Here is a 15117-nt window from a genome sequence, read left to right as displayed (position 1 = left end):
AGCTGCCCGAGCTGGAGCTGTAGGAGAAATCTGCTTGCCGGGAAGTTCCTGAAGTTCCTCAAGACGGCGCTGCTGCTCTTCAAGCAGGCGTTCCTGACGGTCGCGAATCAGGTCCTGATCACCCGGCGTCGGCCCCTGTCCCGGCGCAGCCGCAGCAGAACTCAACCCGACAAGGCAACCAAGTAAAACTAAAGAAAAAAACCTTATACCAATGTGCAATACCCACATCACGAAACCATCCATGTCGCGTTAACTCTGCGATGTGTGAGCCAAAGTTTTTTATTTGTATGCGACCACGAAGTTGATGCGGCCAATTGAGCGCTGCATCATTTGCTTTTTTTGTCAGACTGTATTTAGGACAATTCCTAGAAGATGCACGGAATTGTCTTCTTCGCGCCGATTCAGTTAATTAACCAGGTGGGCTCAAACAATTGGCTCTACCACATCACTACCGCTCACCCCGGCATGTGGTCAGGCTGATATGACTTTTAGCGCTATTTCCAACTGCCCTCGATCACTATTGAATGCAACCAACGGCAGGCTTGGTACTGGCACGGGCGACTGCATGCCAACTCTTGCATAACCAAAACCACGACCCCTTAAATGTTCTGACCGGCGACCCTAGCCTTCCTTTTTTCCTTACCTTAGCGTAAGGAAACCAGTTGAACGGGAGCCGTTAACATGTCCATTGCGACCCTCACACGTCCAAAAGCCCACACCCACATTGGACTCTCTTTGCCTATTAAATCTCCACTTCCTGACTGAACAGTGTGGGCGAAGACGGGTATGATCCAGGCTAACCCGGCCCGACTAGACCCACACACATGCCCGCCTCCGAAACCCGCCCTACCCCCGCGCCACTGCTCAAGCCCGGCGAAACCGTGGTGTTGTTCGACGGTGTGTGCAAGCTGTGCAACGGCTGGGCAAGGTTCCTGATCCTCCACGACCACCAACGGCGCATGCGGTTAGCCGCCGTGCAGTCGCCAGAGGGTCAGGCGCTGCTGGCGTGGGCGGGGTTGCCGCTGGATCAGTTCGACAGCATCGCAGTGATACGCGACCGACACCATTGGGAGCGTTCGGAGGCGGTGTTCGAAATCATTGCGCAACTGCCTGCCCGCTGGCGCCCATTGCTGCTCCTGCGCAGCATCCCGCGCCTCCTTCGGGATTGGGCTTACGACCGCATCGCGCGCAATCGCTATCGGCTCTTCGGGAAATATGACACCTGCCTGTTGCCGGACCCGGATCATGAACAGCGCTTTTTGAAGGACCAGCCATGAATACCTTGATGCGTATCAACTGGATCGCCCGGGGCGGCCTGGCTTTCATGTTTACCTACCATGGGCTGGTGCCGAAGCTGCTGTGGCTAAGCCAGGGTGAGCGGGCGATGATCCAGGCACATGGGATCGAGCAGGTGCAGATGTTCGCCACGCTGGCGGGGATTGGGGAGATAGCCTTGGCAGTATGGATACTGCTTTCGCCACGCAGTGCCTGGCCGATTGCAGTGGCTGCGACTGCGCTGGCAGGGCTGCTGCTGGATGTGGCGGTGTTCAGCCCGGCGATGCTCAGGGAGGCGTTTAATCCTGTGTCGTTGAATGTGGCGGGGTTGGCGTTGTGTGCGGTGGCTTGGAATGCCAAGCCCTGAGAGGCCATTTATTTCAGCAAAGAGTCACATCGACTCGGTAGTGATCATCCGGCGAGATGGACTGGGTTTCAGTGTCACTCATTGGTAGTTCCGTATCAGCAACACAGAAACAGCCCAATCAACTGCCATGGCGTCATTTTCGTCACCATGATCAGCACGATCACAAACATCCCCGAAAACCCGAAAACGCCCATCCAGAACCATTTCCTATAGACGCTGCGGTATCCATCATCGAGCGCCCTGCCCGTCTCAACCGCACTGAGCGCCATCCGCTGCAAACGCTTCTGCAGCACGAGCACCGGCAGCCAAAGCGCCCCCACGCACAGGAAGATGATCAGCGAAGTCAGCACCCATTCGATGCTCAACGGAATCCCGGCAAGCTTGATCAGCAGAAAGCCGGTGATGATCTGAATGAAGCCCGCCGGCGTAGTAATCCAGGTATCAAACTGCACCACCATCCGCGCCACATGGGCGATCACTTGCGGGTTGGCCGTACGGCTCGCGGCGATCAGATACAGATACGAGCCCATGCCGAAACCGAACAGGAAAATCGCCGCAATGATGTGGGTGTACTTCAGGCCCAGATAGAGCATGGGTCAGCCCTGCCCGTCAGAGAAATGCACAGCTAGGCTGAGATTCGCCGGATCGTTGATAGCGGCCATGTATTCGTCGACGGTGATTTCGCCAACGCACGGCCGCGCACCGGGTTCGGGCACGTAGCCTTGGGCGATTTTGAGGGCCAGAGCAACGGCGGCGCAGCTGGGGATTTCCGGGCCTTTGTCATTCAGGGCCGTCACTTGCACCGCCAGGGACAACGGTTGCCCTTCTGTGCCGAGGCCCTGCACGTCGATGTACATCGCGCTTTTGCCATCGCCAAAGCGCTCGAACCAAGTGCCCAGACGATGTAATCGCGCAGCCCAGGCGACATGGTCACGCACCACGCCCCACCGCAGCACCTGGGCCAGCAGGTAGTTGGCAACACCGCCAAGCTTGAGCCCCGCGCCAGCCTTGAAGCTCAGGGTGTGCGCACCATAGCGGCTGGCAAAGATGTCCATGTCGGGCACGTCCACATTCGCCAACACCCGCGTGCCAAGCCCAGGCATCTTGCGCAGCGTCAGGTCCTGCCAGCCCAGCACTTCATGCACCTGGCCATGCCTGAGCTGCTTGATCGGTTTGCCCGCATAAGCCAACACGCCTTCGACGGTGGACAGGCCCGGCATCTTGGCCGAGGAGGAAATGCCGTGCTCGATCGAGTCGATGCGGGTGAAGCGGTGGCGGTACTGATCGATGATGGCGGACGACAGCGTCGGTACGGAGCTGCAACCACTGAGGACCGCCACGCCTGCCTGCCGGGCTTGTACATCCAGCACACTCATGCCGTTGACGAAGGTGCGGCAGTCGGACAAGTCGCAGTAGTTCACGCCCGCGTCAATGCAACTCTGGGCGACGGCATAGGATTGCCCTTGGAACGGGCCGCCGGTGTGGATCACCAACTTGATGCTCATCGACCGCAAAGCGGACGCAAATCCGGCGCCCATGGCATCGCCGCACCAGCCTTCGCAGACTGTGTCCGATTGGCTTTTCAGCTCATCCACTTTGCGCTGCAGCTTGCGTGGGTCGCGGCCCGAAATCACCAGTTCAATGCCAGGCGGCGCCACTAAATGCCGGCAAACGATGCTGCCGAAATTGCCGTAGCCACCGACTACCATCACCCTGAGTGTCATTCCATTCTTCCCTAAACAATCGATCATGCACCAAGTCTGAGGCAGACTGGCAGCTAAGTCGGCTAAAGATATCCGATTAGTTTAACCGCTTGAGCCAGGATCAACGGGGAGCGGCAAATAATGGAGCTCATCCAGTACGTCTGCGATGCCTCAGGCTGAAGGTGCTCTGGGCCAAAAGCGGTCATCACACGTTTGGGAATTCCGGGGCGCTTCTAGGGAAATTCTGAAAAAACTTCCTAACTTGGCAAAATCTCCGGACACCAATCGCCGAGCTTTTCGATGATCAAGCTGCTTCCGCAACCTGGCTCTGAGCACGAATTCGAAGGGCTTATCTCTTGGATATTGGTGAGGACGGTGATTGAATGTCACTTCGATAAGGAGTTCTGCCCTCCATCTTTTCACCGGAGCTCACGCAAGGCCTCAGGAGGCCAATCAGCAAATTACCAAGCGACATTCGTTGCCAGCTTAACCGTCACGCAAAAAATGTAGTGGGGGGGACGGGTGGAGGAACAAAAACCATCAGACATAAAAAATCCCCGTGAAACGGGGATTTTTTAACTAATAATGGCGGAGAGATAGGGACTTTCCGATCTCGACCCTCCACCCCTTTAAACTCAATGGGTACAGGCACAACAACCCACTTTTGCTACAAATTTTTGCTACAAATCCCATCCCAAAACAGCTACCTTTCAGCTTCCAAACCTACCCGGTCAGGGACGAAAAATGGCAAGCGAAAACCTCGTTTTACGGTCAGGCACATGGCACGTCCGCCTTACCGTCCCAAAGGACGTTCGGCACGTCTTGAACCGCAGCGAGTTCACCGAATCGCTCAAAACCGGCAGCAAGCCAGAAGCCCAGATGAAGAAATTGGCGTTTCTACACGTTTGGAAACAAGCCATCGCTACCGCTCGGCAACGCATCGCAGGACCTACCCCCGCCGAATTACCGGAAACGTCCTACAACATCGCCAAGATGATTGCATCGAGCCGAGAAAACGCCTTGATGAGCCTTGTCTTGCCCCAAGAGGGCAAAGAGGTTGACCCAAGGTTCACTCAAAGTGCCTTAGACGAACTCGGTTCTTTTATCATCGACGTAATGCTCCAATGCCATGGATGGCAAAGCCCAGAAGACGCCAAGGTTGATCTTTACAAGCAAAAACCTTTCCTCGAATACCAACTTTTCAAAGAGAAATGGTACGCGTTGGGTGAAAATATCCCACTCGAACGTAAGGTCGAGCGAATCAATGATTACACCCACCTACAAAAAACCGTCGAGCATTATGAGATAACCGCAGGGCATGCCATTAGCGTCAGCAATATCGACGAAATCCGCTCCATTCTCGACAACCCAAGTAACTACAAAATCAAATCCCCTATCACAACTAACAGAATAGCCTCATTTGAAGCCTATCAGACCAAGACCAAGGGCATTATTCAAAAGACAGTAGATACGCAGGCTAATCGCTTGAAAATGATGGGGGCGTGGCTTGAGGCAGAGCAACGCGACCTCAACCACGAAAGCATTGCCAGCTATCTCGATACCCTCGACCTATCCATTAAGACCAAAAAACAATACCTATTCGCAGGTTCCAGTTTTTGGAAGTGGGCCGTTAAACACGACGAAAATTTCAAAAAACTGCACCGCGACCAGCAATCCCCCTTTGAAAAGCACGATTTCCCAGTCAACCGCAGCAAAAGGAACGATGGATCAATGGAAAGGAAGGCATTCACCCCGGAAGACGTTACAAAGCTCTATGAAGCCGCAAAAGCCACCAAAAACCGCGAAACCCTTACAGATCTTGTCCTTTTAGGTGCTTACACCGGAGCACGTATTGAAGAGCTTTGCCAACTTCAAGCCCAAGATATCGTGACCGAAGAAGGGATTAAATGCTTCTACTTCTACGATGGAAAGACTGCCGCCAGCGAGCGACACACCCCGATACACCCAGCGATACAGGACACCGTAGAAAGGTTGATCCGTGATTCAAAAGACGGTTTCTTGATTGAGTCACCTGCAGGGAACAAATACGGCAACCGCTCAGACGCCCTCAGCAAGCAATTCGGGCGATTAAAAACCAGCCTTAACTATAACAGCCAGTTTGTATTCCACAGCTTCCGCAAGACCGTTATCACGCAATTACAACGTGCAGATGTGCCCGGAATCCTCATTGCATCAATCGTCGGACATGAAACAGGAACGGTCACGTTTGACGTATACAGTGCAGGGCCAAGCCCGAAGCAAAAACACGACGCGATATCAAAACTAAAATACGAGATAAAATCTTAAAATTGCAAGCGTTACACGTTAAAATCCAGAACAATAATCAAAGGCTCCAAAGCTCTTACCCACCAGAAGAGCTTTTGACCTTCCCTAAACTACCATCTTTTTTTACAAATCGTCTCGCATAATGCACTCCCCTGCACACGCCTCATGTGTACGCACACGCACACCCGCGTCTTTAGTTATCAATATATAGATATCAAATATATTAGATAACAATAATAAAGACTACTATTCCGCACGCACGCATACCCAACCAACCACCCCATACAAAACCAAACCTACACCATCATGCTTGATATACATTTTTTATGTGGTTAAATATTTGTATATGGTTCAAGTTTTAAAAGAAGCCCTTAAAAGCATACCTGCTATGTTAACCATCCCACTTTTGCTACGCAAAAGATGTGACGGTTAACGCAGGTGCCTTGTCGGCAGGACAGAAGCAAAAGCCAAGAGCAAAAACCAACCCACCACTGAGGATAAAATGAATGATACCAATTTGCAGATAATTACGCTGACTAAAAGAGACAGAAACTATTCCAACCTGAAGGGGCTGGATAGCTCGTTGAAACACTCGCTTAGGCTGGACCAAAACGAGTATGACGACTTTGAATTCAACCCCAATCCAGACCACCCAAATATCGCCATTGTAGGTGGCGTTGAACAAGTATTAACTAGGGAATTAGCAGAGCAATTGCTGGCCGACTTCAACGACCAACTACAAACCAAACTCAAAGCAACAGAAGCGACTGACGAGATAGCAGCAGAAAAAGAAAAGCTCCGAAAACTAAAATCGAAGCTGGTCAAATTCATCAACGCAACCGAACCCACCCAAATAAAAGAATACGTCACATCGGTAATGGAGGGAGAAAGGCCGTTGGTAGTCGAAGACTACGCCGCCCTACTCAATCAACACAAAATCAGCCGTGTAGCTCAGCGTATCGACCTTCTAGAGAACTACACCACCAAGAAGCGAGAGATCGAGCAAAACGCACCAAATCGAGCCGTATCAAGGACGGTCAACAGGGTTAAAGAAATCATCCTTGTTATTCCCGAACCCAACAAGTTAGCGATAACCAAGGCTTACACCGACCTGCTGCAGAAAGCCTTGCACCAGTTTTATCAAAAAAACTTCCCAAGCAACAAGATGCTTTTCTCATTCAGTCATCTGGACGAAACGACAAACCACGTTCATGCCTTCCTTGACCTTCAAAATGAGAAGACTGGGAAGTATGATTTTTCAGCCCAAGAATTTGAGTTTGCATCACAATATTATGCGAGGAACAAAGCTCGTCTGGATAAGATATCCGAACCACCGAAATTAGAAGATTTCAAACTCCCCAACCGTAGCGAAGAAAAGCAAAACCATAGGTTCATTAGAGAACGCGAATCATGGAAGTCAAAAGTCATGCAAGCGGCCTTCTATGAGCACTTTAATGGCTTAGCCGCTGCATATGGCTTGCAAGCCAAGTTCCTACCTAAATCCAAGGAAACGAAAGAACATCTGAACAAAATTGAACAGGAGGCCAAGAAGCCAAAGAGCGAGCGAAGCCACAACTATTACACCAGACAGATAGACAGGCTCCAGAAGGAGCTAACCACAAAAGAGGTCGAACTTATCGAGCAAAAGGCTACTGTCGCAACCCTTAACACCACGATAAAAGACCTTCAAGGCACAATAAGCACCTACAAAACAACCATCCAGACGCTGGAATCACAGGCTAATGAACAGAGAAAAGAAAACAATGAGCTTGACCATCACAAACAAAAATTAAATGACGAAATAAACGAAAAAACCACCAAGACGAAGGAATTATCGACAAATTTCAAAACTATGAAGGAGAAAATGACAAAGGAACTAAACGATTTACGCAGAAAAATCAAAGAAGATACCGAACGAAAATCAGTTTTAGAAAATGCGATTAAGGTTTACGAGGAAGAACTTGAACCATTGATGAAACGCTTTGATATTCTGGTGGATCGACTACTTGATGCCCGTAGGCTCGACGAAAACCCAGAGCAATACTACAAAAGACTACGAGAAAACACCTATGAAATGGTCAGTCGCTTAGGCACAGAGAAACGTAAGGACTATCTATTCAACGTTGAAGAGCAACTGAAAGAGCAAGGTTTAGACCATACTCAAGCGGCATTAGGATTTACTGACAAAGTAAGACTATGGGCATCTGATACATTCACCAACAAGCAAGTAGTAGAGTTTGACAAGGAAGAAGCCGAGCAGGCGAAGCAAGCCAGAAAGAGAAGACTTCTAAAGCCTAAGCCACCAAGCCCGTTCCAAGACCCTTACGACCCGTATCAATAGTCAAACCCATTAGATAATAAAAACCCGCTGGAAAGCGGGCTTTTTAGCATCCAAATTTGACAACCCTCGAAAGTATGGCAATTTGAATAGAGCAGAAAAAGAAAACCACCTTGGGGAAGGTGGCAATGAATACAACAATATTATATAAACTTACACCTCCATTTAATCACCAAATAATTTATTGTCAAGTCACCCAAGGTTTTCTTTTTCTAAACAACCAATTAGACGAGGATAACAATGGGATGCGTAAAACTATTTGAGGACTACTTACCAAAGAGACCTTATCACACAGACGATTTAGTCAGTGGCTTAAAAATCAATAAAAAAGAAAAAGCGAAACTTGCTCGATTGGTCCAACCAAACGGCCCTACCCATAGATACTGGATGGTTTTCGATCTGGACAAGACCAACGCGGGGATGCATTGGGATGACGTTGGAGCACCAGCACCTAACCTCATCGCTCGAAATCCAGCCAATGGGCACGCCCATTTGCTCTACTTGCTACAAACCCCTATCCGAACCGCAATCGACGCTAAAACAGCCCCTTTACGTTACGCTGCGGCCATCGAAGCAGGTTTGCGTAACCTGCTGGGAGCAGACAGAGGATACTCTGGCTTGATCTGCAAGAACCCGATCAACTCCCATTGGATCGTGCAAGAATGGGAATCCACCCCATACACGCTGGACGACCTTGCCGACTACATCGATCTCACCCCTGAAAAGGCCAGAGAGAAGCCAGTAGAAGACTATGGCCTTGGCCGTAACTGTATGCTTTTCGATGAGTTAAGAGCGTGGGCGTACAAAGCAATCCGTCAAGGCTGGCCCGACTACAACCAATGGCTTAATGCTTGCCTTGACAGAGCCATAGGCTACAACGTCAATTTCTCCACACCCTTGGACATATCCGAAGTCAAACACACGGCTAAAAGCGTAGCGAAGTGGACACATAGAAACTTTACTCGTGGCACCTTTGACGAGTATGTCGCAAGAACTCATACAAGCGAAATCCAGAGTTTTAGAGGCAAGCAAAAGGGCAAGGGCAAGAGAGAACAAGGAATTATCTTATTTGAAGCAGGAGCTACTATTAAAGAAGTTATGAAGCAGTTAACCGTAGACCGTGCGACTGCGTACAGGTGGATGAAACACACCATCCTCCTCCACACGACCTAAAATACCACTAGCTTTGTAACACTCGGAAAAGGGCCGAAACATGGCTACATCACCTTGACCAACATAAAAACGCTTATACTTAAAACACACACAAATACATATAACGCCGAGAGCAATCCACCTATAACTTAATATATTAATACTCTACAGCCATACAATTAAAGCCAGTTATTGTCATGCCACCAGACAACCTGTATAATCTCAACTCAATCTCGATTGAGATAACAAGCCAGTAACAATAGGGAAATGCAAATGCACCCAACGCCCAACGCCCAACGCCCCAAAGTAAAATACACTTTAGGAGCCAAGCTTTTTATCTCATTTCTGCTTGTAGCTCTAGGCACTAGCATAGCTGCTCTTTTGTATGTTATTGCAGGATATTAACAATGAAAGCAAATGAATTTTCAAACGATGACATTTCGATTTTCGAAATTTATAATTTTTTCGCCCGGCAGACTAGAACCATCATAATAACCTTCCTTTTAGTTCTTGCAATAGGTTTAGGGTACACGGCAAGTAGACCGACATTGTATAAAAGCACTTCGACAGTAACAACCGGCAATAGCCTAAGCCTATACTCAGACACTCTGACTCCGCTGGAAAGACCAGAAGAAATAGTCTATAAGTACTCCAGAACTGCCACTATAACCCCTATTAAAAACACTAACATAGTCGAAGTCTCCTCGGTTACTGAAGACCCAAAACAATCGATAGAAAATATAAACCTGACAGTAAAGAAAATAACAGAAAGTCAAAAAACAATATACCAAACACAAGAGCAAAATTTTGTTAAGTATGTAGAGCTATTAAGGATTTCAGACGCGGCAAACACAAGAATACTAGACATTTTACAAACCGCATCAAAATCTTCAAATACTTATTCATCTGAAATACTTACCGAAGAACTTCCTTACTCTGGAAAATTTAAAATAAATTTGGTGCTCGTTAGCCTTTCCGCTGTTTTCGTAGCCCTTTTCACCGGTGCAGTTAAAGAACTATTCAGAAGAGTACGCGAGAGCAAATATTAGTAGCTATAAATTACAGATCCCGATACAAAGTGTATTCGCCAACCACCAATCAGGTGCATGCAAAATCCCCACCTGATTGGCGGCTCTATAAAACATCATTACAAAATTTAACCGTAACCATTTGAAGATCATGTCGCCAGAACGTAGACAAGTGAGATTTAGGCTTATAGAGGCTCCCTGAACGGTAAATCAAGAAGACTTAACTTGAAGCAGGCGTGTCTATCCAGCAAATAATGAAATAATCAAACATCAACATAGCGACAGCATACAACTGGAGGATACGCACTTAATATTATAATTTGTCGCAAAGCCTATATCAGATAATAGCACCCGGTGAGGGTGTTTCTTCTTCCTCCCTCTCCCTTCTTTCCTCCCATCCCTCCCCATATACACCCACGTACATACCCACTGACACCTCAATAGCCGTATAACTCACGGAAACGGGTCAAACTGGGCCGTTCTCACGCAAGTGATACAAATCCTCATCCAAAGTAAAAGACACGCCCTAACGCCTTAATTTCGCACTACCCTATAGAATAGCCTACATAGGTTTGGAGATATATCCCCGAAGCTATATGTATGTATACATACATATCAGATTTCATAGGACAACCCATCACAGCAGCCCACTTCCATTTTCCCAAAACCTCTATTTTTGTCCAAAACCCAAAATAGGTCATTTTCGATAAAAACCAACCCCATCGACCCGCAAGCATTAAAATGCTATTATCAAAAAAAATCTTGAAAATTTTTTACAACTTTATATCAAATTATTGATAACTCGATTTTTCCGACCATCACTTTATGGCTTAATTACGGCAAAAAACGTTGTCAATAGCAAAACGAAAATATTTTTATCGTTCAACCTTATTTGAATTTAGGGTTCAACTCTATCGCATTTTACTTAGTTGATATTTGCAATTAACCCCGACTAAAAAATCAAACCATACTTTCAAAAATCTCTCCAATTTTAATTTCAAGATTGAACGTGGGGAATAGGTCACGTAAAAAATTGAAAATTTAAAAACCCTGCCTCCGATTGGCGGCTCGCCAAAAGCTAGCGTAATACTTCGAAGATATATCCCTGAAGCATTGACTTATTTTAAACCTATGCTATTTGTATTTAAAACAGCATAGGAGAATATATGAAAAAAGCAGAAATAGCGGGAAAGATAGGCGGCATGGTTGGTGGTTTCAAACGACGAGAGCGTCAAAGATTTTTAGTCAACTTCCTAAAAATAATAGAAATTGAGGAATACCCTAACTTAAGGCTAACATCAAGCCTCGCCAAAAAACTCATAGCGGCATTTTCTGGCTATAAGTCCATCTCTAATGACGTATTAGTGAAAGAGTTTGGAAGAGGGAATAACAAGGTAAAACAGCAAAATCTCGATGAGATTGTAACCCTTATGGTGGCAAGGCATAGAGACACATACAAAGATTTATGGGGCGATGCAAAGCGAAAAATTGAAGACGATGCAGACGAATACAAAAAACGCATAATCGAAGAAATGCGACCTCACTAAACTCAAACAATGTAACGCCCCACGTTACATACTTATATCCTCAAAGCTAATACTACGCTTCACGGACATATACCCTACTCCCACAGAGTAGGAATCGCCCCATTTCGTTCCACTTAAATTAAACAGCCATAGGTTCAAAGATATATCCCCGAACCCTTATTTATCACCCACCCTCGACAACTGCCTGCGACCGGTTTTCGTTTCGTAATCCGGCCCCCAACGGCACGGGTACAAGTCCCCGCACCTTTGGCGACCTTGATCTAAAACGTAGCAGCAGAGCAGCCCACAGGCTCAGCAGAGGTATCGTCAGGTCAGCGATAGGCGTTGGTAGCCAAGAAGGCCAAAGACGCTCAGGAAGAGCCATAGGACGGTCAAATGACAGACGAAAAAAATGGCGATCTGCAGGTCAGGTTTTGCTACAAAACCTTGCTACAAATCACCATTTTTACAACCTCGTAAATCATTGATTTATAAGGCTTTTTTCAATATGGCGGAGAGATAGGGACTCTCCGATTATGACCATCAACCCCAACAAATCCATTGTTTATTGACCACAACCCCCATTAGTAGTAGAAAAGAGTAGTAGAATACATACCACTACTCACACTCGGTATCCCGTATGGCTGACTATATTTTCCAGAAGAAAGGCGAATCGACGTGGTACGTCAAACTGGATATCCCAGCGGATGTGAGAAGAGCGCTAGGCAATCGTCGTGTTTTCACTCATACCTTAAAGACAGGCCTTCGCTCAGAGGCAATGGAACGTCGCCTGCCTTGGATTACTCAGTGGAAAGCTGACATCCGCGCAGCACGAGAGTCTAAAGCTGGCAGCGGAGATGAATGGCGGCTAGCCCAGCACACGATTGGGCTAGATTTGCAGCAGAAGCGAACCGATGCCGTAACAAAGATATTCACCCCGCTGAGTCCCGATGCTACCCCGGCTGACATTTCATGGTTTGAGGCGCTCCCAGAAATAGTAAACGACCTACGGGAAAATGGTCGGTTTGATCTAGCTGAGCGCGTAACCAACAACAGCAAAAGACTCCTAGAATTTTATGAATACGGTGGGACTGCTGGCGAGGGAATTGATATTACCAACGAGCGCCAAATGATCATCGGGGATATTGAAGCAGCGTGCATTGCTGATGAGTACGATCTTTCGGAGAAAGAAGAAGAGGAAGCGCGGAGCATTATGCGCGACCCTACGACCTACAAGCCACGATCCCCAATTACCGCGCCTATGATTGAGGCTTGGGCAAAGCACCTAGTCACTCAAATCGAATCAGGGAAAACCCGTGATAGCCATAAAGCTCGCATTGAGAAGATATCTAAGTTCCTGACGACTGAAGGTGCCCCGCTCACCTTCGACACAATTCACAGGTTCTTAAATGCCCAAGGTGGTGCTCGTCAGACACTCACGAACTACATGTGGTCGGGACGAGACTTCTGGAAGTGGGCGATAAAGTACAACGCTCAGTTCCGAGATCAATTCAAAGGCCAGCTATGCCCTTTCGACGGTCACGAACTTCCCAAAACTGGTAAGGCGGCAGGAGAATCTTACATCCCGTTCACTCGTGAGGAAGTGGAGCAGCTTCACAGGATGGCAAAGGAGAAAGGCAAAAAGGACTTAGAAGACTTGATTGCTTTTGCTGCCTACACCGGGGCGAGACTTGAAGAAATTGGACGCCTAAAACCTGAGGACACCATGTTCGATGAGAACGGGGAGCCAATCGGATTCAGAATCACCGAGGCTAAAACAGCAGCAGGTGTGCGAGAAGTACCACTTAACCCAGCCCTTGTAGCCCTTTACAAAGATCGCTCAAACTCTGCAAACCAGAACAATGGCTATCTATTCAAGGGTGGAACAAACAAAAACGGCAATAGACTTGATGGGCTCGGTAAGCAGTTTGGGCGTCTGAAGTCTAAAGCCTTTAGCAGGCTGCACGTGTTCCACAGCATCAGAAAAACAGCAACCACCCTTCTCCATCAAGCCGGAGTTGGCATAGATGTTATTCCGTACATCATAGGGCATGAAAACCCTTCGTTCACTTTTAACGTCTACAGCGCCGGATGTTCTTTCAAGCAAAAGCAAGATGCTATAAACCTGCTCTCTTACAGCTTTCAGTGAAAGCGCACGAAGCAAGGACAAGCTGTCTTGAGCAACCTTGGCTTCAACTTCAATCGTTAACGCCGCTACCAGCATCGGTAGGGAAATTCGATTAAGAAGAGCTATCAATTTCATTCAGGCTATTGACAATGATTATCATTCGTGATAATATGTTTCTTATAGAGAGGAACTCTTAGGCCCCATCATTTTTACCTCTTGTTTTGGTGATGGCTGGCTTGTGGGTTACGGAATTCGCTCCTATGGTTCCGGGCTGCATTCTCATTGCAACCTTCTCTTCCCTCCTAAAAGGTCCATTCGTGGACCTTTCTTTTTATCTACGATAAAACACGTTCAAACCAACCCAGAACACAACTCACCAATCCCTTGGAGGTAAATCTATGGCTAATCATAACGCCTGTGCTGTATGCAACATCTCACTTAGCAACCATAACTCCCACGCAAAATATTGCTCATCAGCTTGTCGCTCAATCGCTTGGCGAGCAGTACAAGCAGCGAAGGTTAAACAGGTAAGTGTCTTGCTCAAAATGCCGAGCGATGTATTTGCAACATTGAAAGCTAAAGCCAGCGATGCTGGACAGCTTATTAACGGGTACATCATGAGCCAGGTAGCTTAACAACACCCCCAACAATCCGCTAACCACTTACAAGGAGATGGAAGGCAATAACACACAAGGAAAACAATAATTGAACTACGCAGTTTGCAATACCCAGTCTAGTCTCATAACCAATATCATTACCTCCTCTTCATTGCCAGCCAGCAACTCTATACACAAGTTTATTGAGATAGGTAATACAACACTGTCTCGATACTACAAACTGCTAAATAAACGATCCCGCAACGGGGCAGCAGTTGGCATTGGAGAGCTTGCTTTACTGAGCCCATCCTTCGCGGAAACATTGGCCCAAACGAGATAAAAGGGGTAGCCCCTACCTACCCTACAGGGTCGATGTTTTGCACGGCTACAGGCCACGTATTCCGTGGACTTGAAAGGCGACTTTGGCCTTATGTCTGCCTATCTTCGATACATCGGAACGTTACCCCCCCAACCAACTCAACAGAAGGATCAATCATGACTTCCCCACAGCAATTTCTCGATCAACTTAAGAGAGCCCAGTTCCGTAGACAGAACAAACAAGCTAGCCAAGTAACAACAGTTGTTGAAACTAAGATTTCAACTAGCACTGCTACCGCTACCCATACCAAGGTAGCCAAAACCAAGATGAGCGATGACCTTTATCGTACCTTGATCGTAGCCAAAGCAATCCACCATATTAAACAAAGAGGAGTATAAC

At 47.5% G+C, this 15117-nt stretch carries 11 protein-coding genes and 1 pseudogene; 9 read left to right on the top strand and 3 right to left on the bottom strand.

Features of this window, described 5'->3' with window-relative positions; genetic code table 11:
* Window positions 1-243, bottom strand: a pseudogene (locus ACZRMH_RS20050) (ShlB/FhaC/HecB family hemolysin secretion/activation protein); the annotation flags it as partial.
* A 581-nt stretch (window positions 244-824) separates the two neighbouring features.
* Here ACZRMH_RS20050 and ACZRMH_RS20045 point away from each other — a divergent pair.
* Together ACZRMH_RS20045 and ACZRMH_RS20040 are read left to right on the top strand one after the other, a co-directional pair.
* On the top strand, window positions 825-1277 hold the full coding sequence (locus ACZRMH_RS20045; RefSeq protein ID WP_464014913.1) for a thiol-disulfide oxidoreductase DCC family protein: 453 nt from the start codon (window positions 825-827) through the stop codon (window positions 1275-1277).
* Entirely contained in the window at window positions 1274-1642 is a 369-nt protein-coding gene (locus ACZRMH_RS20040; RefSeq protein WP_464014912.1) for a DoxX-like family protein, read from the top strand. Before ACZRMH_RS20045 ends, ACZRMH_RS20040 begins: the two co-directional genes overlap by 4 nt.
* Window positions 1643-1737: 95 nt before the next feature.
* On the opposite strand, the gene ACZRMH_RS20035 is transcribed toward ACZRMH_RS20040, so the two are convergent.
* Together ACZRMH_RS20035 and ACZRMH_RS20030 are read right to left on the bottom strand one after the other, a co-directional pair.
* The gene (locus ACZRMH_RS20035) at window positions 1738-2235 is read right to left on the bottom strand and encodes a DUF2269 family protein (protein WP_464014911.1); all 498 of its coding nucleotides are present in this window, start codon (window positions 2233-2235) and stop codon (window positions 1738-1740) included.
* A gap of 3 nt (window positions 2236-2238) precedes the next feature.
* Window positions 2239-3366 carry a saccharopine dehydrogenase family protein gene (locus ACZRMH_RS20030; RefSeq protein WP_464014910.1) on the bottom strand — a complete coding sequence of 376 codons (1128 nt, stop codon included), beginning with the start codon at window positions 3364-3366 and terminating at the stop codon, window positions 2239-2241.
* Between the two features lie 723 nt (window positions 3367-4089).
* On the opposite strand from ACZRMH_RS20030, the gene ACZRMH_RS20025 reads away from it, so the two are divergent.
* The 7 genes from ACZRMH_RS20025 to ACZRMH_RS19995 all read left to right on the top strand — a co-directional run bounded on the left by ACZRMH_RS20025 (window position 4090) and on the right by ACZRMH_RS19995 (window position 15116).
* Window positions 4090-5652 (top strand): site-specific integrase, encoded by a 1563-nt coding sequence (locus ACZRMH_RS20025; RefSeq protein ID WP_317529347.1) that lies wholly within the window; start codon window positions 4090-4092, stop codon window positions 5650-5652.
* 481 nt (window positions 5653-6133) lie between these two features.
* Window positions 6134-7972, top strand: coding sequence for a hypothetical protein (locus ACZRMH_RS20020; RefSeq protein WP_464014909.1), 1839 nt, complete (start codon window positions 6134-6136; stop codon window positions 7970-7972).
* A 237-nt stretch (window positions 7973-8209) separates the two neighbouring features.
* Window positions 8210-9142: a replication initiation protein gene (locus ACZRMH_RS20015; RefSeq protein ID WP_256815080.1), complete on the top strand. Its 933-nt coding sequence runs from the start codon at window positions 8210-8212 to the stop codon at window positions 9140-9142.
* A gap of 386 nt (window positions 9143-9528) precedes the next feature.
* Window positions 9529-10170, top strand: coding sequence for a hypothetical protein (locus tag ACZRMH_RS20010; protein WP_464014908.1), 642 nt, complete (start codon window positions 9529-9531; stop codon window positions 10168-10170).
* 1145 nt (window positions 10171-11315) lie between these two features.
* Window positions 11316-11696, top strand: a complete 381-nt coding sequence (locus ACZRMH_RS20005) for a hypothetical protein (RefSeq protein WP_063427422.1) — start codon at window positions 11316-11318, stop codon at window positions 11694-11696.
* 619 nt (window positions 11697-12315) lie between these two features.
* Window positions 12316-13824 carry a tyrosine-type recombinase/integrase gene (locus ACZRMH_RS20000; RefSeq protein ID WP_464014907.1) on the top strand — a complete coding sequence of 503 codons (1509 nt, stop codon included), beginning with the start codon at window positions 12316-12318 and terminating at the stop codon, window positions 13822-13824.
* Between the two features lie 1070 nt (window positions 13825-14894).
* On the top strand, window positions 14895-15116 hold the full coding sequence (locus ACZRMH_RS19995; protein ID WP_464014906.1) for a hypothetical protein: 222 nt from the start codon (window positions 14895-14897) through the stop codon (window positions 15114-15116).
* Window position 15117: the final 1 nt, after the last annotated feature.

Source organism: Pseudomonas sp. B414, from assembly GCF_055408445.1.
This window is presented reverse-complemented; position numbering and strand designations above follow the sequence as displayed.